This is a genomic window from uncultured Duncaniella sp., assembly GCF_910578445.1.
GTDB lineage: Bacteria > Bacteroidota > Bacteroidia > Bacteroidales > Muribaculaceae > Duncaniella.
In genome coordinates this window covers 29,317-52,587 of record NZ_CAJTQC010000019.1, presented here as the reverse complement: position 1 = coordinate 52,587, position 23,271 = coordinate 29,317, and the positions used below count along the sequence as shown (strand labels likewise).

At 48.4% G+C, this 23,271-nt stretch carries 20 protein-coding genes; 13 read left to right on the top strand and 7 right to left on the bottom strand.

The window, feature by feature from the left end; translation table 11 throughout:
• Positions 1-15: 15 nt before the first annotated feature.
• Positions 16-1,944 (bottom strand): NAD(+) synthase, encoded by a 1,929-nt coding sequence (locus QZ311_RS08675; RefSeq protein ID WP_297066759.1) that lies wholly within the window; start codon positions 1,942-1,944, stop codon positions 16-18.
• A 222-nt stretch (positions 1,945-2,166) separates the two neighbouring features.
• On the opposite strand from QZ311_RS08675, the gene cls reads away from it, so the two are divergent.
• The 10 genes from cls to QZ311_RS08625 all read left to right on the top strand — a co-directional run bounded on the left by cls (position 2,167) and on the right by QZ311_RS08625 (position 13,140).
• Entirely contained in the window at positions 2,167-3,633 is a 1,467-nt protein-coding gene (cls, locus tag QZ311_RS08670; RefSeq protein WP_297066757.1) for a cardiolipin synthase, read from the top strand.
• Between the two features lie 704 nt (positions 3,634-4,337).
• Positions 4,338-6,743, top strand: a complete 2,406-nt coding sequence (lon, locus tag QZ311_RS08665) for an endopeptidase La (RefSeq protein ID WP_297066755.1) — start codon at positions 4,338-4,340, stop codon at positions 6,741-6,743.
• Between the two features lie 35 nt (positions 6,744-6,778).
• Positions 6,779-7,372, top strand: coding sequence for a PASTA domain-containing protein (locus tag QZ311_RS08660; RefSeq protein ID WP_297066753.1), 594 nt, complete (start codon positions 6,779-6,781; stop codon positions 7,370-7,372).
• Positions 7,373-7,428: 56 nt separating this feature from the next.
• The gene (locus tag QZ311_RS08655; protein ID WP_297066777.1) at positions 7,429-8,475 is read left to right on the top strand and encodes an RluA family pseudouridine synthase; all 1,047 of its coding nucleotides are present in this window, start codon (positions 7,429-7,431) and stop codon (positions 8,473-8,475) included.
• A 120-nt stretch (positions 8,476-8,595) separates the two neighbouring features.
• Entirely contained in the window at positions 8,596-9,474 is an 879-nt protein-coding gene (locus tag QZ311_RS08650; protein ID WP_297066751.1) for a permease-like cell division protein FtsX, read from the top strand.
• Positions 9,475-9,489: 15 nt separating this feature from the next.
• A complete protein-coding gene (locus QZ311_RS08645) occupies positions 9,490-9,783 on the top strand; it encodes a DUF3098 domain-containing protein (protein WP_297066749.1) in 294 nt (97 codons plus the stop codon).
• A gap of 26 nt (positions 9,784-9,809) precedes the next feature.
• Positions 9,810-10,628 carry an undecaprenyl-diphosphate phosphatase gene (locus QZ311_RS08640; RefSeq protein ID WP_297066747.1) on the top strand — a complete coding sequence of 273 codons (819 nt, stop codon included), beginning with the start codon at positions 9,810-9,812 and terminating at the stop codon, positions 10,626-10,628.
• Between the two features lie 15 nt (positions 10,629-10,643).
• Positions 10,644-11,393: a tRNA pseudouridine(55) synthase TruB gene (gene truB / locus QZ311_RS08635; RefSeq protein ID WP_297066745.1), complete on the top strand. Its 750-nt coding sequence runs from the start codon at positions 10,644-10,646 to the stop codon at positions 11,391-11,393.
• Between the two features lie 66 nt (positions 11,394-11,459).
• Complete coding sequence (gene queA / locus QZ311_RS08630; protein WP_297066743.1) at positions 11,460-12,512, top strand: tRNA preQ1(34) S-adenosylmethionine ribosyltransferase-isomerase QueA; 1,053 nt, start codon at positions 11,460-11,462, stop codon at positions 12,510-12,512.
• Between the two features lie 67 nt (positions 12,513-12,579).
• A complete protein-coding gene (locus QZ311_RS08625; protein ID WP_297066741.1) occupies positions 12,580-13,140 on the top strand; it encodes a YigZ family protein in 561 nt (186 codons plus the stop codon).
• A 17-nt stretch (positions 13,141-13,157) separates the two neighbouring features.
• On the opposite strand, the gene rsgA is transcribed toward QZ311_RS08625, so the two are convergent.
• The 3 genes from rsgA to QZ311_RS08610 are packed head-to-tail and all read right to left on the bottom strand — an operon-like array spanning position 13,158 to position 15,746.
• A complete protein-coding gene (rsgA, locus tag QZ311_RS08620) occupies positions 13,158-14,105 on the bottom strand; it encodes a ribosome small subunit-dependent GTPase A (protein WP_297066739.1) in 948 nt (315 codons plus the stop codon).
• 45 nt (positions 14,106-14,150) lie between these two features.
• Complete coding sequence (locus QZ311_RS08615) at positions 14,151-15,029, bottom strand: tetratricopeptide repeat protein (RefSeq protein WP_297066737.1); 879 nt, start codon at positions 15,027-15,029, stop codon at positions 14,151-14,153.
• Between the two features lie 51 nt (positions 15,030-15,080).
• A complete protein-coding gene (locus tag QZ311_RS08610; protein WP_297066735.1) occupies positions 15,081-15,746 on the bottom strand; it encodes a helix-turn-helix domain-containing protein in 666 nt (221 codons plus the stop codon).
• On the opposite strand from QZ311_RS08610, the gene QZ311_RS08605 reads away from it, so the two are divergent.
• A complete protein-coding gene (locus tag QZ311_RS08605; protein ID WP_297066734.1) occupies positions 15,745-15,975 on the top strand; it encodes a hypothetical protein in 231 nt (76 codons plus the stop codon). The genes QZ311_RS08610 and QZ311_RS08605 overlap by 2 nt on opposite strands.
• A gap of 254 nt (positions 15,976-16,229) precedes the next feature.
• Here QZ311_RS08605 and QZ311_RS08600 read toward each other — a convergent pair whose 3' ends face one another.
• The 3 genes from QZ311_RS08600 to QZ311_RS08590 are packed head-to-tail and all read right to left on the bottom strand — an operon-like array spanning position 16,230 to position 17,921.
• Positions 16,230-16,448: a DUF2007 domain-containing protein gene (locus QZ311_RS08600; protein WP_297066732.1), complete on the bottom strand. Its 219-nt coding sequence runs from the start codon at positions 16,446-16,448 to the stop codon at positions 16,230-16,232.
• A 45-nt stretch (positions 16,449-16,493) separates the two neighbouring features.
• A complete protein-coding gene (gene mltG, locus QZ311_RS08595; protein WP_297066730.1) occupies positions 16,494-17,570 on the bottom strand; it encodes an endolytic transglycosylase MltG in 1,077 nt (358 codons plus the stop codon).
• Positions 17,571-17,585: 15 nt separating this feature from the next.
• Positions 17,586-17,921 (bottom strand): MerR family transcriptional regulator, encoded by a 336-nt coding sequence (locus QZ311_RS08590; protein WP_297066727.1) that lies wholly within the window; start codon positions 17,919-17,921, stop codon positions 17,586-17,588.
• A 355-nt stretch (positions 17,922-18,276) separates the two neighbouring features.
• On the opposite strand from QZ311_RS08590, the gene QZ311_RS08585 reads away from it, so the two are divergent.
• A complete protein-coding gene (locus tag QZ311_RS08585) occupies positions 18,277-21,042 on the top strand; it encodes a TonB-dependent receptor (protein ID WP_297066725.1) in 2,766 nt (921 codons plus the stop codon).
• A gap of 28 nt (positions 21,043-21,070) precedes the next feature.
• Positions 21,071-23,062, top strand: coding sequence for a choice-of-anchor J domain-containing protein (locus tag QZ311_RS08580; RefSeq protein ID WP_289741265.1), 1,992 nt, complete (start codon positions 21,071-21,073; stop codon positions 23,060-23,062).
• Positions 23,063-23,271 lie beyond the last annotated feature (209 nt).

Genomic DNA, 23,271 nt, shown 5'->3' with positions numbered 1-23,271 from the left:
TAGAAAGTTAAGATGTTATTTCCATAGTGTGGAGGATGCGTCGGATGGCATTCGCCAGTCGCCACGGGGAGAGAGGCACACGGAGCCGACTTTAGGTCCGTCAGGGAGGCATGAACGCTTGAACTGCTGGCTGAAGAACCGGCGGAAGAATGTAGAGAGCCAATGGCGGATTACCTCGTCGGGATATTGCTCTTTCGAGAATGCATGGCGTGCAAGAAGATAGATTCGTTCGGGAGTGAATCCGAAGCGGAGTGTATAATACAGGAGGAAGTCGTGGAGCTCGTAAGGACCGACGAGGTCTTCGGTCTTCTGTTTGATGTTTCCGTTGCTGTCGGCCGGGATTAGCTCGGGGCTGATTGGGGTGTCGATTACGTCGAGGAGGCATTTGCGCACTGTCGACATTTCCGGGACTTCATTGGCGAAATATCCGACAAGGTATTTGACAAGAGTTTTGGGAACGCCGGCGTTTACGCCATACATTGACATATGGTCACCGTTATACGTAGCCCATCCTAAGGCGAGTTCCGAGAGGTCGCCTGTGCCGAGGACGATGCCTCCGGTCTGGTTGGCAATGTCCATCAGAAGTAGTGTGCGCTGACGGGCCTGTGAGTTTTCATAGGTCACGTCATGTATGGAAGGATCATGGTCGATGTCTTTGAAATGTTGTGTGACGGCCGGAGCGATTGAGATTTCGCGTGAAGAAACGCCGAGACCTTCCATCAGTTCGACGGCATTAGTGTGTGTGCGGTCTGTCGTGCCAAAACCCGGCATTGTCACACCGATGATCCCTTTGCGGTCAAGTTTCAGGCGGTCGAATGTGCGTACGGCGATGAGGAGTGCAAGCGTAGAATCCAGACCTCCTGAAATGCCGACTGTAAGAGTGGTGCAGTGAATGGCGTCGAGGCGTTTGGCAAGTGCTGCGACCTGAATGTTGATGATTTCCTCGCAACGCTCGCGTCGTGCTTCGTCGCTTGCCGGGACAAACGGATGTGGGTCTATATATCTTAATAGTGTTTGTGTATCGGCGGAAAGGTCGGTTGTGTCGGCATTCCTGACTATGGGTTCTATTTCGATACCGTTGCATTCGGCTTCTGCACAGTCGGCAAATGTGGTCATGTGGAGACGGTCGCGGTTGATGGCCTCAATGTCTGCGTCGGCAATCGAAGTGTTGTCAGAAGGATTCCAGCGCTCGTTGGCCTTTAATATAGTGCCGTTTTCTGCGATGATTGCTTTGCCGTCAAATGTCAGGTCGGTTGACGATTCGCCCCATCCCGCGCCGGCATATACGTATGCGCACAGGCAGCGAGCCGACTGCTGACGTAACAGTGACCGGAGGTAGGCATATTTGCCAATGAGGTCATCGGAAGCCGACAGATTGAGTATCACCTGCGCTCCTGCCATTGCGAGGCGTGAGGAAGGAGGAATAGGAACCCAGAGGTCCTCACAGATTTCTATGCCGACTTTAGCGCCATGGGAATTGAATATGCGTCCTGCCGACATTTCGAACTGTTCGCCAAGAATGCTGACAGTCACGGTTTTTCCTGACGGAAGAGGCCTCCACCATCTGCGTTCATAAAACTCGTTATAGTTTGGAATGTATGTTTTCGCTACGAGGTCGACACGTCCGTTGCGGATAAAAGCAGCGCAGTTGTAGAGCGCTCCGGCATGGCTTACAGGCAGGCCGACGGCGAAATGTAGATTGAGAGTGTGGGAATAATCGCGAAGTTCAAGAAGCGCACGGCTTGCGGCATTGAGGAGCGTTGAATTGTGAAAGAGGTCGGCGCACGTATATGCCGTCAGGCACATTTCAGGGAATACGGCAACTTCTACGCCAGCTTTATCGAGTTCGGCAAGTTTTGATTTGATTTGCGAGAGATTGAAATCGACATCAGCGACGCGTACGGTCGGTGCGGTGGCGGCTATGCGGAGAAAACCTGAATGCATTGTTGCTGGTTTTAGAGATTGATAAAAATTGAAGTTCAGATTCAGTCCTATATATTTCTAAGGTTATATAGGTCGATGAAGAGAATAGAGTACGAAATTAGAAATAATTTCTTGATTTTTGTCAAAGTTGTGTTGATAAAGTTAGGGGAATGAGTTAACTTTGCGGACAATCAACATGAAAATAAGCTTCCGGGTTGTTTTCCGGAGCCCACATGAAAGATTATGCACGATGTCTTTATAAGTGAATTTATAAGTCTTAGCTGGACCAACCTTTGGTGGGGGTTGGGGATTGGCTATGTCGTGATGATTCTTTGTGTGATAGTGGTTGTCATAAGTGAAAACCGCAATCCGTTGAAGACATTGGGGTGGGTGATGGCTCTGCTGCTATTCCCGGTAGGAGGTGTAATCCTGTATTTTGTATTCGGTCGCAGCATACGCAACGTGCGTATGATTTCGCGCCGTAACCGCCGGAAGCTTCTTAAGCATGAGGGTACGCAGCCCTTGCCGAAACTCGACAAGCAGCTTTCAGTCGAAAACCGTCAGCGCATCAGACTTGCCTACAGCATAGGGGGCGCAAACCTTTATACCGGAAACGATGTCATGATTTTCAGCAACGGTGAGCGTCATTTCGAAGAGCTTTTCGACGATTTGCGAAATGCGCGGGAATATATCAATCTGCAATTTTACATCATTGCTTGCGACCCACTCGGACGACGGTTGCGTGACATTCTAATCGAGCGAGCGCGTGCCGGTGTCAAGGTCAGGGTGATTTATGACTACATCGGGTCGTTTGATGCCCGCCGTCGTGACTTTTTTCAGCGTATGAAAGAGAATGGAGTGGAAGTGCACTCGTTTTTCCGTCTTTCGTTTCCGACGCATGTCAATCGTCTTAACTGGCGCAATCACCGCAAAGTCGTGGTCATTGACGGCAAGATCGGATATATAGGCGGAATGAATGTGGCTGAGAGGTATGTGTCGGGCGGAACTTTGGGGAAATGGCGCGACACGGCTGCTCGTATCACCGGACCGTGTGTCGCCGCTTTGCAGTATCATTTTGCCGTTGACTGGAAGTTCATGGGCCACGAGCTTCTCTGCGATCCAATCGGGGCTGTCACTGATGTGTTGCACGAGGGCGTGAGTAATGTCACTATGCAGGTGCTTGCATCCGGCCCGAATGACCGTTGGGGAAATATGACATTGCTTTTTTATAAAGCTATTTCATCGGCGCGTCGGCGCGTCTGGCTTCAGACCCCATACTTCCTGCCAAGCGAAGGACTGCTGAAAGCGCTCGAAAGCGCGGCGCTTGCCGGTGTTGATGTCAGGGTGATGATGCCTATGTGGTCAGACTCTCGTGTGCTCACATATGCGTCCCACAGTTATGTGGAGGAATGTCTGCTTGCCGGAGTAAAGGTCTATCTTTATGATGCCGGAATGCTGCATGCAAAGGTTCTGATTGTGGATGACGATTTTTCGACACTCGGGTCTACTAATTTTGATTTTCGCAGCCTTGAGCATAATTTTGAGGAAAATCTGGTCATGTATTCGCCTGAGACCAATCGCATACTTACCAAAAATTTCGAAGAGGATTCCAAGGAATGTGTCAGGCTTAAGCTTGCTGAATGGAATCGACGCGACCGCAAAAGAAAATTTCAGGAATCACTCTGCCGTCTCCTGAGTCCGATATTATAATCTGGCTTATAGACCGATATGGGCGGCCTGAGTAAGGGGTCAAAGCCTTTTTTACAGCATGTAGCCTATATGGTATATAAAAAACGAAGGGTGGCCTCACGGTCATCCTTCGCTGCTTACACATAGTACTTAACGTCAGTGGATTTATAAATGTCTAATAATGCAAATGTCTCTTGATTTTGGTTGAGAGCTTTGTTAACATCACGGCGCGAATTGTTTTACTTAAAATGTTTTTGAGCATTGCGCTCCGTGATGTTGATGCAAAGTTATATTTTAATTTTTAAAAATCCTAATCCTGTAAGGTTGCTATAAAACACATCTTTATAACATGGATATGTTTTGTTGCCGAAAGGCTGAAAATTTGTTAAAGATGCTGTGGATATGGCAGACAGATTGTAAGCCATTTTAGGTTGGATTGAATCAAAATGTTATTAAGTTAAAGTAAGTTAAATATTGTATGCAAAGAATGTTCATTGCATGTAAATAGTGCGTTTTGATGAATGGTGACACCTATAATTAAAATAGGAGAGTGGTGATTGAGATTAATTGAGGAAAAATAATTAACTTTGGGGTCGCGTTTTGCCAAACGGCTTGTTGCAGGCGGTGTTTTTTATCCGTTATCCGATGAGGCGTATGTATTTTCGCCTGTGAGCGTTTTTATGGAAGCTCATGGCTACTCCGTTTGGCCAACATGAACACAACAGATGCACAATAACTCAGAGATGAAAGAAGACAGCACAAAAATAGTGTCGGTCGGACAGATTGACATAGGTGTGCCGGCAGAGCGTCCGACACCCGATTTCAACGACCTCCCCATAATTGCCATGCGTGACCTCGTGTTGTTTCCGGGTGTCACTTTCCCGATAACACTTGCACGTGAAGTGTCGGTAATGACAGCTGCCGCAGCAGCTGAAAATCATATCCCTGTCGGAATATTCTGTCAGCGGGATGCTTCGACTGAACATCCGGCATTGGAGGACCTTTACGAATATGGCGTCGTGGCCGATGTCCTGAAGACTTTCGATCTGCCCGACGGGACGCATACTGCGATTCTTTCGGCGCGTGAAAAAATCAAGATTACCGGGAAGGCTGAAGGACGACATATCCCGGGTGCGCTTGCAGCTCAGGTAAAGTCTGTCCGGGAGAGCACCTCGCGTCAAAGCGACAAGGAGTTCATCGCACTCGTAGACGATATACGGCAGACAACACTCAATATTCTTCATGCCGGCAACGAGAAGATGACAGATCTTGCATTCAACATAGAGAATATCCCGGGGCCGCAGTTGCTTATAAATATTATATCGACACATTCTCCGTTCACACCTGAGGTGAAAATCGAGCTCCTGCGCAAGAATCGCATGAAAGACCGCGCACAGCTGCTCCTGTCTCATCTTGCCCATAGCGAGGAAATGGCTGAAATCCGTGCGGATGTCCATCGCAAGGCACGTCGCAACATCGACGAGCAGCAGCGCAATGCATTCCTTCAACACCAGTTTGAGGTGCTCCGCGAAGAGCTCTACGGCGATGATGACGATTGCAGGGTTCTTGAAGAAAAAGTCAAGAAGCTTGATTTGCCGGAGGCTGTGAAGCGTACATTCGATAAGGAACTCGAAAAACTGCGCAGACTTAACCCGCAGAGCCCCGACTATTCGGTTCAATATACCTATCTGCAATTGCTGACAGACCTTCCGTGGGGAAAATATTCTGAACTCGATACAGATTTTCAGGCTGCCGAAAGGATTCTCGACGAGGATCATTATGGCCTTGAGAAGGTAAAGGAGCGCATTCTCGAACAGCTTGCGGTGATGATGAATACACCGGAAGGCCGTTCGCCAATTATCTGCCTTGTCGGTGCGCCCGGTGTAGGCAAGACTTCGCTTGGTCAGTCGATTGCGAAGTCGCTCGGTCGCAAGTATCAGCGAGTGTCGCTCGGCGGTCTGCATGACGAAGCTGAAATCCGCGGTCATCGCCGTACGTATATAGGCGCGATGCCGGGACGTATCATTGATGCCATCAAGCGCGCAGGGACATCTAATCCGGTCCTCTTGCTCGATGAAATCGACAAGACAGGCAGCGATTTCAAAGGAGATCCCTCGTCGGCTCTTCTCGAAGTGCTTGACCCTGAGCAGAACAGTCATTTCCATGATAACTACGTGGATGTCGACTATGACCTCTCGCACGTGCTTTTCATCGCTACCGCCAATACTCTTTCGACAATTCCACGTCCGTTGCTTGACCGAATGGAGATTATAGACATCTCCGGCTATCTCCCGGAAGAGAAAATAGAGATAGCGCGTAAGCATCTCGTGCCGCGTCTGGCTGAAGAAAACGGATTTGGTAAAGACGAAATCACATTCTCGACTGAAGCACTGACGAAAATAATAGAAAGCTATACGAGTGAAAGCGGTGTCCGCCTGCTCGAAAAGGAACTTGCCAAAGTGATCCGCAAAATCGTTCTTGGAAAGATGCGCGGTGAGTCATATAAGCTCCATGTCGAGCCCGATGATTTAAGAGCATACCTCGGTGTCGAGACTTATACCCCCGAGCGCTATGAGCTTTCCGACACTCCCGGAGTGGCGACCGGTCTGGCATGGACCGCTGTCGGTGGCGAGATACTTTTCATCGAATCGTCCATCACACAGGGTAAGGGAGAGAAACTGACAATCACCGGAAATCTCGGTGATGTGATGAAGGAATCTGCCGTAATCGCCACTCAGGTGGTGAAAGCCCGTGCTGAGCGTTATGGCATTGACCCCGAGAGCTTCGAGAACCGTCAGCTTCATATCCATGTCCCGGAAGGTGCTATTCCGAAAGACGGTCCGTCGGCCGGTATTACAATGTGTACGTCAATACTGTCGGCCATTACCGGACGCCCTGTCAAATCGCGTCTTGCAATGACTGGCGAAATAACTCTTCGTGGCAAGGTGTTGCCTGTCGGCGGTATAAAGGAGAAGATTCTGGCTGCCAAACGGGCCGGCATTACTGATATAATACTCTGCGCTGACAACCGTAAGAACATTGAGGATATAAAGCCGGTTTATATTTCGGGATTGACTTTCCATTATGTTTCGACTATAGATGAGGTTTTTGCCATCGCATTGGGAAAATAGCCTTCTGATATTAAATATGTATAATTCATAGGTGTATGAAAAGAATTCTCCTCCACATTGGGCTGATGTTTCTGGTGGCTGTTGTCATTGGATGGCTTGCCATGATGTGGCTTGATGTGTGGACTCGTCACGACGACACGATTATAGTCCCGACTGTTAAGTCGCTCACTTACGACGATGCCTCCCGCCGGCTTTCCGAGGATGGGCTTGTCGCGGTTCTGAGCGATTCAGTCTACGATAAGTCGACCCGTCCGGGAACAGTAATCGACCAGAATCCTAAGGTCGGGACAGTTGTGAAAGAAGGCCGTGAAATTTATCTCACAATCAATGCTTTTTCGCCTAAGATGGTGACAGTCCCGACTCTTACCGACATATCGGTGCGTCAGGCCAAGTCGATACTCGAGGGATTGGAAATCAAGAATATTGTCGAGAAGCGCATCCCAAGCGACTTCAAGGACCTCGTGCTGGGTGTCTATTATAAGGGCCACCGTCTTTCACCCGGAGCGCGAGTCCCTGTCAATGCCACGGTCGAACTTGAAGTCGGCCAGGGAGTAAACGACACGTTCGTTGATGATGACAGCATCGCCGAATCTTCGGATTCCATTGAACATCTCAATCTTTTCGAATAAAAGGAATGAAAGAGCTCGATAAGGATGTCCCGGCTGAGGATATGACGGATTTCGACATGGAGTCGGAGATTGATGCCGGGGAAGTTAGTGTCGGTGACGGCGCAGAAACGGAGATGTATGAACACTTCCGTTTTGTGGTCGACAAAGGTCAACAGCTTCTGAGAGTCGACAAATATCTTGTCACCCGGATGGAGAAATCGTCGCGCAACCGCATTCAGCAGGCTGCGGATGCGGGATGCATTCTGGTCAACGGCAAAGCCGTGAAGTCGAATTATCGTGTCAAGCCGCTTGACACGATACAGATTGTGATGGACCGTCCGCGTTATGAACTTGAAATCATACCTGAAGATATTCCGCTTGACATAGTGTATGAAGACGACGCGCTTCTTGTCGTCAACAAGCCGGCAGGACTCGTGGTGCATCCGGGTCACGGAAACTATTCGGGGACGCTTGTCAACGCTCTCGCATGGCATTTCCGCGACAATCCCGACTACGACGTGAGCGATCCTCGCCTTGGCCTTGTCCATCGTATTGACAAGGATACCTCCGGGCTGCTTGTCGTTGCCAAAACTCCTGATGCGAAGACCCATCTCGGCCGGCAGTTTTTCAACAAGACAACTAAACGTGAGTACAACGCCCTTGTCTGGGGAGTGCCTGATCCGAAAAATGGCCGTATAGAAGGAAATATCGGGCGAAATCCCAAAGACAGGCTACAGATGGCTGTGCTGCCCGATGATGATCCTACGGGAAAGCATGCGGTCACTCACTACGAGGTGCTTGAGGATTTCATACATGTGGCCTTGGTGAAATGTGTGCTTGAGACAGGACGCACTCATCAGATACGTGTGCACATGCGTCATATCGGTCATCCGTTGTTTTCGGATGCACGCTATGGCGGCGATGTGATATTGCGTGGAGAACGCAGCGGTTCCTATCAGAAATTCGTGGGAAATTGTTTCGCTTTATGTCCTCGTCAGGCTCTGCATGCGCGTACGCTTGGCTTTGTCCATCCTGACACCGGTGAAGAGATGTTTTTCACAGCGCCTATTCCGGCCGACATGACCGCGCTCATTGAAAAATGGCGTTCTTATGCAGTGAAATGAGTCTGTTCCCTGTCTGTAATCTAAGGATTGAGGCCTAAATTTGAACTTTGTTGTTAAAATTTGGTTAAATCTCTTGACATCAGCCACAGTCGGTTGTATTTTTGCACTTTATTATTTATCATGGCTAAAAGGCGTCATCATTTAATTCCGTTGTTCACCACTCGTGCAACCGCGACACTGTCTGTCGCGCTGGTGCTTTTCATACTTGGCCTTGCTTCCTTCATGGGCATAGCTGCCCACAAGGTGACACAAGGGATAAAAGAAAATATGGGATTCGTTGTGCTCTTCAATGAAGAAGTCACAGCCTCTGATATCAGTTCGGTAAAGGCGAAAATAGAAAAAATGGGAGGTGTGCGTGCCACAGTCTACTCGTCGCCTGATGCGGTTCTTGACCGTTGGCAAAAAATGGTAGGCGAGGAGGAAGACATCGTGCGTCTTGCCGGTGTGAATCCTTTTGTCGGAGAGCTTGAGGTGAAGGTCTATCCTGCATATGCTTCAAGTGACAGCATTGCACTTCTGACGTCTCCGCTCATGCTCATGCCTCAGGTTAGCGAGGTTAAGGTCCACACGGCTCTTGTCGACCGTGTGAATTCTTCGTTGCGAAGCCTTTCGCTTGCGTTGGTGTTTGTAGCCGTGGCATTGCTTACGGTTTCATTTATCCTGATATTCAACACTGTCCGTCTGACGGTTTATGCCCGGCGGTTTACCATTTACACTATGAAGCTTGTTGGCGCTACAGGCGCATTTATACGTCGGCCGTTTCTGGCCGATAATATCGTCAACGGTTTTGTCGCAGGAGTGATAGCGTCGCTGGCTCTCGTGGCGACAGTTTGCTATGGACGGACCTACGAGCCTGAACTGGGCGACTTCCTTAGCTGGGAGATTGTTGCGGTTGTTCTCGTCGGGATGGTGTTGACAGGTATGCTTATCTGCTTTATCGCTGCAATTTTCGCGGCAAACCGTTATCTGCGGTTATCATACGATGAAATGTTTAAATAAATCAAATATATTAATATGGCTTATAACCCTGCTCCAAAGCGCGACGAGGATGAATCGCGCCTGCTGAAAGAAAACGAAAGCAGTCTTCCGTTACTGAAAACCAATTTTATTCTTATGGCCATAGCGGGTATTCTCATTGTGGCAGGCTTTTGTCTGATGGCCGGCGGAGCTACCGACTGGGATGCCTTTAATCCTGACATATTTTCGACACGACGTATCGTTGTCGGGCCCTCGATTGCATTTATCGGTTTCATTTTCATGGGTTTTGCAATCATGTATAGCCCTAAGGGTAAAGAAAAGAATGACTAAAATTTATCTGAAATAATAATACAGAAATGGATTGTATTGACGCTCTTATTTTAGGCATAGTCCAGGGACTTGCCGAATATCTGCCTATCAGCAGCAGTGGACATCTTGAGATTTTCCGTGAAATTCTTGGCCTGAAGCTTGAAGGCTCGGATGCCCTTGAATTTGACATTGTGCTCCACGTAGCCACTGTGCTTAGTACTATAGTGGTGTTATGGAACGAATTTGTGCCTCTCTGCAAGTCATTCTTCACCATTGCGCGTGACGATAAATTTTTCTATGTCTGCAAGATTCTTCTTTCATGTATCCCCGTGGCTATTGTCGGGCTCTTCTTTAAAAGTTTTGTAGAACAATTTTTCGGTGATGGTCTGACTGTGGTCGGCTGCTGCCTTTTTGTTACTGCGATTCTCCTTTCGTTTGCCTACTTCTTTAGAAATCCGCAGCGTGAACGTGTCGAAGGAATCAAGGGACACGACATCACATGGGCCGATGCTTTCATCATCGGTTGCGCACAGGCTGTGGCCGTTCTTCCCGGTCTCAGCCGTTCCGGCACTACGATTGCTACAGGTCTGCTTCTTGGCGACAAGCGCGATAAAATTGCACAATTCTCGTTCTTCATGGTTATAATCCCTATTCTTGGTGAAGCTCTCCTGAGCGCCAAGGATCTTATTGCCGGAGAAGGCGTTGGCGCTTCTGTCGGTACTTGGCCTCTGGTCATCGGATTTTTCGCTTCATTCATAGTTGGTTGTATCGCCTGCAAATGGATGATCAACATTGTGAAAAAAGGTAAGCTTATCTGGTTTGCGCTCTACTGCCTCTGTGCAGGTATCCTCTGTCTCGTATGGTAAAATCCTGAATATGCCATGGATTTTGTAACAGGTGAAATACTTTATATAGATAAACCTCTCGAATGGACATCATTTGATGTTGTGAAACGTCTCCGTGGTGTGTTGCTTCATCGTCTCCACCGTAAGAAGTTCAAGGTCGGCCATGCCGGTACTCTTGACCCTCTCGCTACAGGTGTGATGGTGGTTGTGACAGGCCGGGCGACAAAGCTTATCGAGTCTTTGCAGGCCGGTGTCAAGGAGTATGTGGCCACTGTCAGACTTGGTGCTACTACTCCGTCGTTTGATCTTGAAACCGAGATTGATGCGACCTATCCTACGGAGCATATCACACTTGACCTTATCCGGGAGGTGCTTCCTCGTTTCACAGGTCGTATAGAGCAAGTCCCTCCTGCATTTTCTGCATGCAAGGTCGATGGGAAACGTGCGTATAACATGGCCCGGAAAGGCCATGATGTGGAACTTAAGCCCAAAGTGCTGGTTATCGACGAAATAGAGCTGTTGGATTTCAACTCAGCCGAGATGACACTGACTCTACGTATTGTATGCAGTAAGGGTACATACATCCGTGCGATAGCCCGCGATCTTGGCGAGGCTCTTGGTTCCGGCGGACATCTCATCGGTCTGCGTCGTACGCGAGTGGGAGATGCTGTGATTGACGACTGTCTGACAGTCGAGCAGGCGGTCGAACTTATCCGCACCGTCGAGCTCACTTTCCCGGATGACGATGAGGCAGGGAAAGCACTCCTCAGTTCGGACACAGACTGATTTCAGTCCCGTTGATTAACGGCATAAATATTTGATAATTCAGAAGAAAATAAGATAATTTTTAGCATGAAGCTTTCTCAATTCAAATTCCGTCTACCAGACGAACTCATAGCCCAGCGTCCCGCGCCTGAGCGCGACCAATCAAGAATGATGGTGGTCAACAGACGTACAGGAGAAATCGAACATAAAATCTTTAAAGACATCATTGATTATTTCGATGATGGAGACCTCTTTGTCTATAATGACACAATGGTTTTCCCTGCCCGTCTCTATGGCAACAAGGAAAAGACAGGTGCGCGCATCGAGGTGTTTCTGCTTCGTGAGTTGAGTGCTGAAAACAAGTTGTGGGATGTCCTTGTCGAGCCTGCCCGCAAAATCCGTATCGGCAACAAACTCTATTTTGGTGATGATGAGTCAATGGTAGCCGAGGTTATCGACAACACTACCTCGCGCGGACGTACTCTGCGTTTTCTCTATGATGGCCCTCATGAAGAATTTAAGAAGGAGCTTTATAAGTTAGGAACAACTCCGCTTCCTTACTATATAAACCGCGAGCCTGATGAGGAGGATGCTGAAAGATTCCAGACCATATTCGCCCGCAAGGAAGGTGCGGTGATTGTCCCCGGTGCAGGACTCCATTTTTCCCGTGAACTTCTGAAGCGTCTTGAAATCAAGGGCGTTAATCAGGGCTTCATCACAATCCACAGCGGCCTCGGCAACTATCGCGAGATTGATGTGGAGGATCTTACAAAACATCGTATGGATTCGGAAGAGATGGAAGCAAGCGAGGAACTTGTCGATCTCGTAAATGCGACAAAGGATGGTGGACATCGCGTTTGCGCGGTCGGTACATCCGTGTTGCGCGCTGTGGCAAGCTCTGTGAGCATGGGCGATCATATGAAGACATATTCAGGCTGGACTAACAAATTTATCTTCCCTCCTTATGATTTCTCAGTGACAGACGCCCTTGTGTCTAATTTCCATCTGCCTTATTCGACAATGCTCATGATGGTGGCCGCTTTCGGTGGCTATGATCTTGTGATGGATGCTTATAAGAAAGCTGTCAAAGAGGGATATAAATTCGGCGTTTACGGCGACGCTATGCTTATAGTTTCTTGATTTTATTGAGTAATTGGCTAATTACCTTACCATATCATCGCAAAGTGAAGCGGCTTTTCGTGAAAAGATGAGCCGCTTCATCTCTTTTGCCATTCCTGTGTCTTCGGCTGAGGAAGCAAAGGAATATGTGGCTCTTTATACTAATGAATATCACGATGCGCGTCATGTGTGCTGGGCATACATGATTGGGTCTGACCGTAAAGAATATCTGTCGTCTGACAACGGAGAGCCCTCAGGAACGGCCGGCAAGCCTATCCTCGGACAGATAAACTCATTCGGCCTCACCAATATTGTGATAATAGTGGTGAGATACTTCGGAGGTATAAAACTGGGCACATCCGGCTTGATAGCAGCCTATCGCGAGGCTGCCCGTATGGCCATAGAGGCTGCCGAGATAATAGAGGGAAAAGATATGACATCATTGAGCTTCACGTTCCCTTATCTCGCCATGAACGATGTCATGAAACTGCTTAAGGCGCAAAATCCGCCGGGAGGACGTGAAGTCGTTAAAATCATATCGCAGGAATTCGACAATACGTGTCTGCTTTCAATCTCGCTTCCGCTTGACCTTCTTCCTGAACTTTCATCAAGAATCTCTGCCATATCGGGGACATCGATACTGTCTTGAGTGGGGATAGCTCCGGCTTAGAACTTTTTTCTATACTTGTCCTCCTCTGAATCGTCGAGGATTGAAAGATAAGATGAATACCGTGATTCTGATATAAGATGGTTTTCGAGTGCATCGCGGACTGCACATCCCGGCTCATGTGTGTGGGTGCAGTTGCCGTAACGGCATTCCGAACCGATTTTGAAAATTTCGGGGAAAAAATGGCTCACTTCATGCTTGTCGAACTCCAATGTGCCGAACCCTTTTACCCCCGGAGTGTCTATGATGTAGCTTTTGTCGTCCATGCCGGGTATTTCAAACATTTCAGAGAATGTTGTGGTGTGCATACCGGTGTCGTGTGTGTCTGAAATTTCTGAGGTCGCAAGTTCAAGACCCGGAATAAGATCGTTTATGAGTGTTGACTTACCGACGCCCGAATTGCCCGAAAAGAGAGTGGTTTTTCCATTGAGCTTTGATTGAAGCACATTTATACCTTCTCCTGTTTTTGCTGATAGCCTGACCACGGCATATCCGATTGATTCATAGAGGTAGCTCACTGCATTCAGATAGTCCATTGCCTCGGCGTCATCTTCAATAAGGTCGATTTTGTTTATGACCAATATCGCAGGGACTCGATAGGCTTCGGCCGTTGCAAGAAACCGGTCGATGAAAGTGGTCGATGTGACGGGATGGAAAAGAGTGACCACAAGACACACTTGGTCGATATTCGCAGCCAGAATGTGGCCTTGTTTCGACAGATTTGTGGCTTTGCGTATGATGTAGTTGCGGCGTGGCTCAATCGCTGTTATATAGTTGGTCTCATCCTTGTCTCCGCTGATGACTACGCGGTCGCCTACGGCAACGGGATTGGTGGTGCGTATTCCTTTCAAACGGAAATTTCCCTTTATTTTGCAGCTGATATTTGTTCCGTCATCTGTACGGACGAGATAGTTGCTGCCTGTATTTTTGATTACTGTTCCTGTCATAGACTCTGAATTTTGTGCGGACTTTCCACCCTTTTGGGTTGTTTCCTATTTACGTTTGGGCATAGCGTCCGAAATCTGGTTGCTTAAGAATTGTGTGGCGCGCGTCTTGTCGATACCGAGTTCGACGGCTTTCCGTGCATCCGCTTCGGCATCTGCCGGACGGTAGCGCATTTTATTTAACGCCGCACGGTAGAGATAAAGTTCACCGTCATCGGGCGTAAGCGCCAGAGCCGAATTTATGTCGTCTGAAGCTTCCTGAAGTGAACCGGTAAGGAGATAGCAGTATGCGCGTCCGCTGTAATATTCGGGATCTTTGCGTTCGAGGAGTATCCTGCTGTAATATGGGATTGCACCGGCAAAATCACCTGTGCCGCTACGTACAGCCGCGCCTGCGATTTCAGTCTCTATATTTCCCGGAAAATTCTGCTCCATGAATTCCATGTCTGATTTGGCGGTGCGGAAGTCGTGACGACGCAGGGCAAACAGACAGCGTGGAAGCCTTGCCGATATTTCAAGGGAGTCGAGTTCGATGATGCGGTTATAATCGAGATAGGCATCTTCGTCATATCCGTTGGCAGCAAGTACTTTCGCCCGGTTGGATAATATCGTGACTGATGACGGGGCCATTGAATGGGCGTCGTTGAGGGTCACTATTGCAAGAGAATCCTGCCCCATATTGAACCGTATTATTCCGAGGTTTGAAATCAGAAGCACGTTTGACGGGTTTGACGGTTCTGCCCGGAGAGCCTCGATAAGCGCATTTTCAGCTTCAGACCATTGGCCATTGGCACATGCTTTGTCTGCTTCGTCAATTTTCTTGAAATACAGCGACTCGGTCTCTTTTTCCGAAGCTTCTGTCGCCATAGGAGAGAGCAGAAATACCGATAGAAGAAATGTGACCGAAAATTTTTTGAGTACTGACATTATCTTGATGGAGAGGTGTGACATGAATGTGGATTATATGATTTTGAGTACTTATGACTCGGATATGCGGTTTCGGTATTCTCGTGGCGAAAGGCCGGTGAGATGCTTGAAATATTTCCCGAAAAATGACTGATTGGAAAAATTGAGGGCGACACTGATTTCCTGAATGTTCATTCCGGTCGTCCTTAGGAGGAGTTTCGCTTCGAGTATGACTCTGTGGTCAATCCATTCTCCGGCCGTTTTTCCGCTGATTTCTTTAAGTACGGCCGAGAGGTGCTTAGGTGTTACAAAAAGCTTTTCGGCATAGAAATTCACTGCACGTTCGGTCTTGAAGTTAGCTTCAATCAGGTCAATGAATTGAGAGAGGAGCTCTTCGCGACGGGAATTATGCTTTGTGTTGTTTACGCGTGAGGCATATATGCCGAGCGTGTTATAAAACAGCACCTCGCACATCGAACTTAGAGCCATTTTGTTGAAAAGCCTGTCAGATGATTTTATCTGGCGTTGTAGCATCGCATAGATCAGAGTCTGCGTCTCAAGTTCCTCCGCCGTGATTTCAATAATGGGATTGGCATTGTAGTGAATGCTGTAAGGAATCACATAGTGGAGCGAGGGAAGAATTTCATTGATTTTTTCCTCTTGCACTACGATGAAGAATCCGTCGAAATCATCGCTTTGTCTGCATTGGCTGATGATGTGTCCCGGTCTGAGCACCATGATTGAGCTTGGGCCCATGCGTCTTGGCGCAACATCGATGACAGCTGAAATCTCACCTTGTTTGCACACGGCGAGAAGCATACTGTCGAGACGCGATGGAAAACTGACTGAAGGTATGTCTGACAATGAGCGAAACACGCTGATCATCTCTGTTCTTGAAACCGGAGGTGTGTTGGAAGGCATACTCATCGGAAATATGTTCGGAGCTAAGGACTGTGTGGGTTGGTAGATAGGGTTTAGGATGGAATACTGGTGGTGTTATCGTTCAAAGGCTGGCCTTGACAGCCTTTAGGTATTGTTGACAACATGTATGTTGTCGCTGCAAAGTTACACAAACTTTTCGAAAAAGTGGTCGCTTTTACCGATTTTAAGCCCGGTTATATCCGATTTTTCATTGGACCGGAAATCCGAAATATGATTTTTGTCTCAATAAAACCCGATATGCCTGAATGTCGTAACAAGTCCGGGCGTCTATGCCGTGTCTCAGCAGTTGCCGTCGCCGGCTTCTTTAAGCAGCTCGATTGCACGGCTGGCATCTTTCTCGTTGACCATAAGATTTACATCCGACAATCCTGACAGTGGGGTCGGGTAGAGCGCACCCATCGCTTGATTGTCTATCACGGAATGGATTCCGTTGGCTTCGAGCATCCCTTGTGCGATTGATGCAGATATGCTGTCTGGAAAAGTGGCTATTGATTTCATGAGGAGAATTGTGGTTAATGTAGTCTTATGTAGTCTTATGTAGTCCTAACGTATGCCGCGGCGGTTAAGTTCGGCCTGATATCGTCGGGCATTCGCTTGATGCGTCGGATAGTCCGATGCAAAGTTGTGGTATCCTGAAAAATCCTCCTTCGCACACATATATATATAATTGTGATTTGGCGCATTGAGGACAGCATCGATGGTCGACGATGCCGGCACGCGGATTGGACCGGGGGGGAGGCCGGTTATTTTATACGTGTTGTAGGGTGATTCGATTGCAAGATGCTTTCCTGTGATTCGGCGGAGAGTGAAATCGCCCGATGCGAATTTCACAGTCGGGTCGGCCTGAAGTCTCATGCCTTTGTGGAGACGGTTGAGATATAGGCGTGCTACTTTTGGCTTTTCATCAGCTTTGGCGGTTTCCTCCTCGACAATCGACGCTATTGTTGCGACTTCAGCCGGGGTAAGTCCCAGCTTGGATGCCTTGCCTCGTCGGTTCTTATCCCAGAACCTGTTGCGGTAGTCAAGCAGACGGCGGACGATGTTACGTGGCGATGCGCTCCAGTAAAATTCATAGCTGTCAGGGATAAAGGCCGCAGGGTAGGTTTCCCGTGTGAAACCGCTGTCAGGGAGCACCTCGTCGCAGGCGTCGATAAACTCAACGGGTGTGCATTGGAGTTGGGCGGCTATGCGTTCCGACAGTTGCCTCATGGTGCGTGTGCCGTTAAATTTTACTTCCACAGGAGTCTGTCGGCCGAGTGCCACTCTGCGGCTGATATTGAGTGCGCTTTGTCCGGGGATGACTTTATAAGCGCCTTGTGATTTTTCGGAATTCCCACCCATGAGTTTCCATATTATATATACGCGCGTTCCCATCGACGAACCGAGGTTTGATTTCATGGAATCCTTCACGGCAGACTGTGAAATCCCTTTGGGGATGTAAATCCATTCGCTGTCGCTCTCTGAGCCGGAATAAGGGATGAATACAAATGCGAGTGCTGATATTCCGGCTACGAAGATGGCTATCCCTGCAATCAGCAATCCGAGGGAATGCCTGTAAAACCACGACTTCTGCCTATTTTTTTTGCTTTTGGATTTTGTTGATGATTGTCTTGTTGCCATGATTGACCGCTATGATTATCGAAGTTTGTGGAGTGAGTCGAGCATTTCCTGAAGTGTTGCTCTGATTTTTTTTAGCTTTTCGACGGTTTCAAATTTCTTGACCACTCCGTCACGATTGCGTCTGAGCTCTTCTTGAGCCGCTTCAAGCTTCATGCCCTTGTCTTTGACAAGATAGGCTATCATGCGGATTACCTCTATGTCGCGTGGAGTGTAGAATCGTGTCCCACGGTCGTTGCGACGTGGATTGATGGCCGGAAAATGATTTTCCCAGAAACGCAGGGTCGACATTGGTAGCCCGAGCATTTCAGAAACCTCACTGATTTTGTAATATTTTTTACTTGTAATATCCATCCGTCTGGAAAAATATTGGCAAACTTAGTCATAAAAACTGAAAAATGCAAAATAGAATACCGTCCTAATTATGTCGTGATATAATGAATCGTTGAGTCCGGAATCAATGCTTTTTTGCCATTAAACTATCAATTGGATGACTTATTTTGGACGATTTCATAATAATTTAACAAGATTCTTTAACATAAATCTAAATTATTACGTAAATTTGTAAAAAGTTTCAAACTGTATCAAAGCGAGCGTTATATTTTCAATGTAAAAAACGGTTTGAGTCCTTAAATATTAGAACTACAAGTAACGTAAATATCAATCATTTAATCCAATCATTTATTAACCATCCAAGCAAATTAGTTCTATGATTAGGAGACTTATTCTCTTAGCAGTGGCCCTGATGCTGACGTGTGTGTCAGCTGTGGCTGCCCCTAACGACATTAAGTGCAGCGGTGTACTTGTCGCGGAAGATGGCGAGCCCATTATTGGTGCTACCATCTCAGTGCCCGGTACTAAAATCGTGGCAACGACAGATGTCGACGGGCGTTTTACCCTGACTGTTCCAAAGGGTAAGGAAATCCATGTGAATTACATCGGTTACAAACCTCTCAACCTCACGGCAAGTGCCAATCTCGGAGAAATCAGAATGGAAGTGGAGTCACAGATGCTCCAGGATGTCGTGGTCACTCAGTCGATTGCCCGTACGCGCCGCACTCCGGTGGCAGTTTCGGCAGTCGACGCAGCTACACTTGACATAAAGCTCGGAAATCAGGAGCTTCCTGAAGTCCTCAAGACCACTCCCGGCGTATGGGCGACAAAGGACGGCGGCGGTTTCGGCGATGCCAAAATCAACATCCGTGGCTTCAAGTCGTCAAACACCGCCACAATGGTCAACGGTGTCCCCGTCAACGATATGGAATGGGGCGGTATCTACTGGTCTAACTGGTCAGGTCTCGGCGACGTGATTTCGTCGATGCAGGTTCAGCGCGGTCTCGGAGCCACAATCATTTCATCACCCTCATTCGGCGGTACTATCAACATGGTCACCAAAGGTCTTGATTCAAAGAAAGGTGGCACTGCATGGTACGGACTCGGCAACGACAACTCGATGAACTACGGTATTTCATTCTCGACCGGCCTGATGAAGAATGGCTGGGCCATGACCTTCCTCGGTTCGCGTAAGACCGGCAACGGATATGTGCAGGGTACGGACTATGAGCAGTTCAACTACTTCTTCAATATCTCCAAGCGTCTCAACGATAAGAACCAGATTTCACTCACCGTGACAGGCGCACCCCAGACCCACTACAAGCGCAGTTCTCAGGACGGTCTTTCGGTTCAGGGATGGCAGGATGTGGCCAACTTTATGCCCAAGGGTCAGGCTTACCGCTATAATCCGACCTACGGTTTCGGACTCAACGGCGAACGTAAGACATCGCAATACAATGTCTACAACAAGCCTGTCGCAATGCTCAACCACGTATGGCAGATTAACCACAAGTCGTCACTCTCATCTGTTGTCTATGCCTCTATCGGTACAGGCTACGGTTCAAGTGGTCAGGCTTCCACCAGCAGTCTGCGTAGCTATTGGTATGGCTCAAGCAACGGTAAGCTAAACTGGAACACATACGAAAACAACGGTGTTACTTACCATTTCCGCCATCCCAACGGCCAGTTTGCCTACGACCAGATTCAGCTCATGAACCAGAACAGCACCACCGGTTCACTCATGGTGATGTCAAACTCTGTCAACAACCACAAATGGTTTGGCGGTATCTCCAACTACAAGAACGAGATTAACGACCATCTCTCTGTCACTGCCGGTGTCGACATCCGTTACTACTATGGCGAGCATACAAATGAGATTTCCGACCTCTACAACGGCGCATATTTCATTGATAACGCCAACCGTGCGTCGGCCACAAACCGCCGTACTTTCGCTACTGAGGCTGAAAAGCTCGCTTATCAGAACCAGAAACTCGGTGTCGGCGATGTGGTTTACCGCAACTGGGATAGCCGTATCTGGCAGGAGGGTCTATATGCACAGGCAGAATATCAGGCTTTCGACAAGAAACTCAACGTTGTGCTTGCCGGTGCTGTCAACCTTAACACCTACACTCGCTATGAGCATTTCTATGCTAACGAAGAGGATAGCGAATCACCGTCGAAGACCTTCTTCGCAGGCAATATCAAGGCTGGTGCAAACTACAACATTGACCGCCACAACAACGTCTTCGTCAACGGCGGTTACATCACACGCGCTCCCTACCTCCAGTATGGCGTGTTCGTTTCTCCCGCCAACTCCAATGCCATCAACCCCAATCCCAAAAACGAGAAGGTTCAGGCAGTCGAGGTCGGCTATGAGTACCATTCACCCAAGTTCACAGCCCAGCTCAACGGCTACTACACCATGTGGAAGGACCGTACGCTCATCACTTCTGGTACGCTTTCCTATGACAATGACCGCTACACAGCCACAATGAACGGTGTTGACTCGCGCTATATGGGTGTCGAACTCAACTTCGTCTATAAGCCCGTCAAATGGTTCGAGCTTTCAGGTATGTTTGCCTACGCTGACAATACATGGCAGAACGACCCTGTCGGTTATTACTACAACAGTTCAGGTCAGGCTCTCGCAAGTCTCGGCGACCGCAATGTCCCTGCGACCATCACTACTCCGCTTTCGCCCGACCATCTTTTCGCCACAATCGACCAGAAAGGTATAAAGGTCGGTGGTTCGGCTCAGATGACAGGCGCTCTCGGCGTTCAGTTCCGCCCCTTCAACGGTTTCCGTATCGGTGCTGACTGGACATGCAATGCGCGCAACTTCAGCGACTTCTCGCTCTCAAACAACAGTAGTGTCTCTATTGCCCCCGGACAGACTCTCAAGATTTCCGAGCCATGGGAAATCCCCTTCGGCAATCAGCTCGACCTCAATGCAAGCTATAATTTCCCGATCACCGAAGGTGTGCGCTGCACATTCCAGGCCAACGTCTACAACGCATTCAACAACTACTACATCATGGATGCCTATACAGACTACAGCTCGGTCGGCACATGGGAAAACGCCTATCGTATTTTCTACAGCACCGGACGCACATTCAACCTCCGTGTGAAACTCCATTTCTAATCAAGCACCATACTCATAAACAACAGACATGAATAAGAATATTTTTAACGCCTTCATTGTCGGCTCTCTCGCTATGGGTCTGGCAAGCTGCAGCGAAAATAGCTGGAACGACCACTATCTCGATGGCTTCGAAGGTGGTGTCGACTATGACGATGCTGTCGAGGGTACTTACGCGCTCACTGCTGCCGACTATTCCTCGATCGCTTCCATAATGCAGGGAAAGGCTACGACTGATGAAGAAAAGGCTGCTGCCAAAGCCATCGGTACAAAGCTTTATTTTGACAAGTTTGGCATCTATCCCGCTCAGGTCGCTCTTCCGGGTTTTCTTGACACCTCGTCGTTCCCCTACTATCTTGCGTCAAACGGTTCGGTGGTCGACATAACATATCAGGAAGCATCTGAGGTTCCTGCCGAACTCACGGCCCTTGCCGGAGCAAAGACCTACACGGTGACAGCTGCCGACTATAAGACCGTATGGGGCAGCGATGAAAATTACATCAAGGGTTTTGCTCCTGTCGCTCCTGCCGCGTCTAATCTTCCCGCTATCCTTGCCGTGGCCCTGCCCGATGTTGATGCGGATACCTATGCGGTTGTCAGCTATGAAGAAGCTTCGACCAATCCTGTTTTTGGCAATATTTCCGATGAAGGCCCGAAAGTATATATCGATGAGACCTTTGCTGAAGGTTTCGGCGATTTTACCATCGAGAATGTGATAATACCTGAAGGGTCTACCTATGTATGGAAACATGACACATACAAGGACGATTCCTATCTTAAGGCAAGCGGATTTGTAAATAAGGCATGCCGCGTTTCCGAAGGTTGGGTAATCTCGCCAGAAGTAGCGCTTTCAGCTAAGGCCAATGCTGTCCTGTCGTTCGAGCAGGCATGGAATAAGTTCGGTTCTCTTGAAGAAGCCAAGAATGAAGCCACTGTGTGGGTTCGTGTTAAGGGTGGTTCATGGAATCAGCTTACCGCAAAAGAGATTCCTGCCAATGACAGCTATACATTCTATCCTACCGGCGATATTGATCTCTCGGCTTATAACGGAAAGACTGTTCAGATCGGTTTCTGCTATAAGAGCACCGAGCAGAGCGCAGGAACATGGGAGCTGAAGAATCTCAAGTTGCAGGATGGCGGCCAGAGCTCACGCAGCAGCCGTGCTGTCGCAGCGGAAGTCCCCACTGAAGCCAAAAACGCAGTTTATGCCTACAATGGCAGCAAATGGGCCGTGGCTGAAGGAGTGGTAGTCCTCAATCCTGCCGATTATACAGCTATGGGCTTCAGCAACAATAAGCTGACTGACCCTGAAATCTTCATCCCGCTCTATCTCCGCAACAAACTTCCGTATGCTCTGAGTGGAGCTCAGGAATATGTGGTCTATAACGGCACAAAGGCCGACCTCTTCGTTTTCGACGGTACTAAGTGGACTCTCAACAACAATGGTCTTGAAACAGTAACCGGACGTTTCCAGAAGAAGGACAATGTATGGTCGTTTGTCAAGTATGTCGGAAAGGCTATCTTCTCTGAATTTAATGAGGCCGAGATTATCCGCGACCGCACATATCTGCTTGTCTCTGGAGACATCTGTGCTGTACCCGTGAACAAGAGCAGCAATTACGGCTATCTCCAGACTTCGTCAATCACGATTTCCGGCGGTCAGATTGTAGAGAAGAGCGATGTCAATGGCTTCACCTTCGCCGCATCGTATGAAGACGATGATAAGAACGTGACTCAAGCGCCTGACGGACAGTTCCTCCTCCGTGATTCAAACGGACGTTACCTTTACATGTCTGGCACTTATTCAAGCGCCAATCTTTCGGCTGCCCCGACCATTGATGGTGGTAAGATTGCAGACCAGTATCTCTGGACAGCCACTCCCAACGGCGACGGTACATGGTCGATAAAGAACGTTGGCAACAACCGCGTGATGGCATACTCAAGCAACTATGGCAGCTTCGGTGTCTACGAGTCACTGGGAGCTAACGATGTTTGCCCGAGCCTCTACATCCTTGGTGAATAATCAGTCAACCCGGCCCGGAGTCTGATAGCTTTGTCGGATTGGTCTTCGGGTCTACGATAAATGACGGTGCGTGACCGCTATGCGGAACGCACCGTCTGTTTTTATGATACCTTTGTTTTTCTTAACTTTTATACGCTTTTGGCGAACCATTGTCAGATTTCTCTTGTTAGTTTGATAGTTGTATTTGAAGAATTTCTTTGGAAACAACA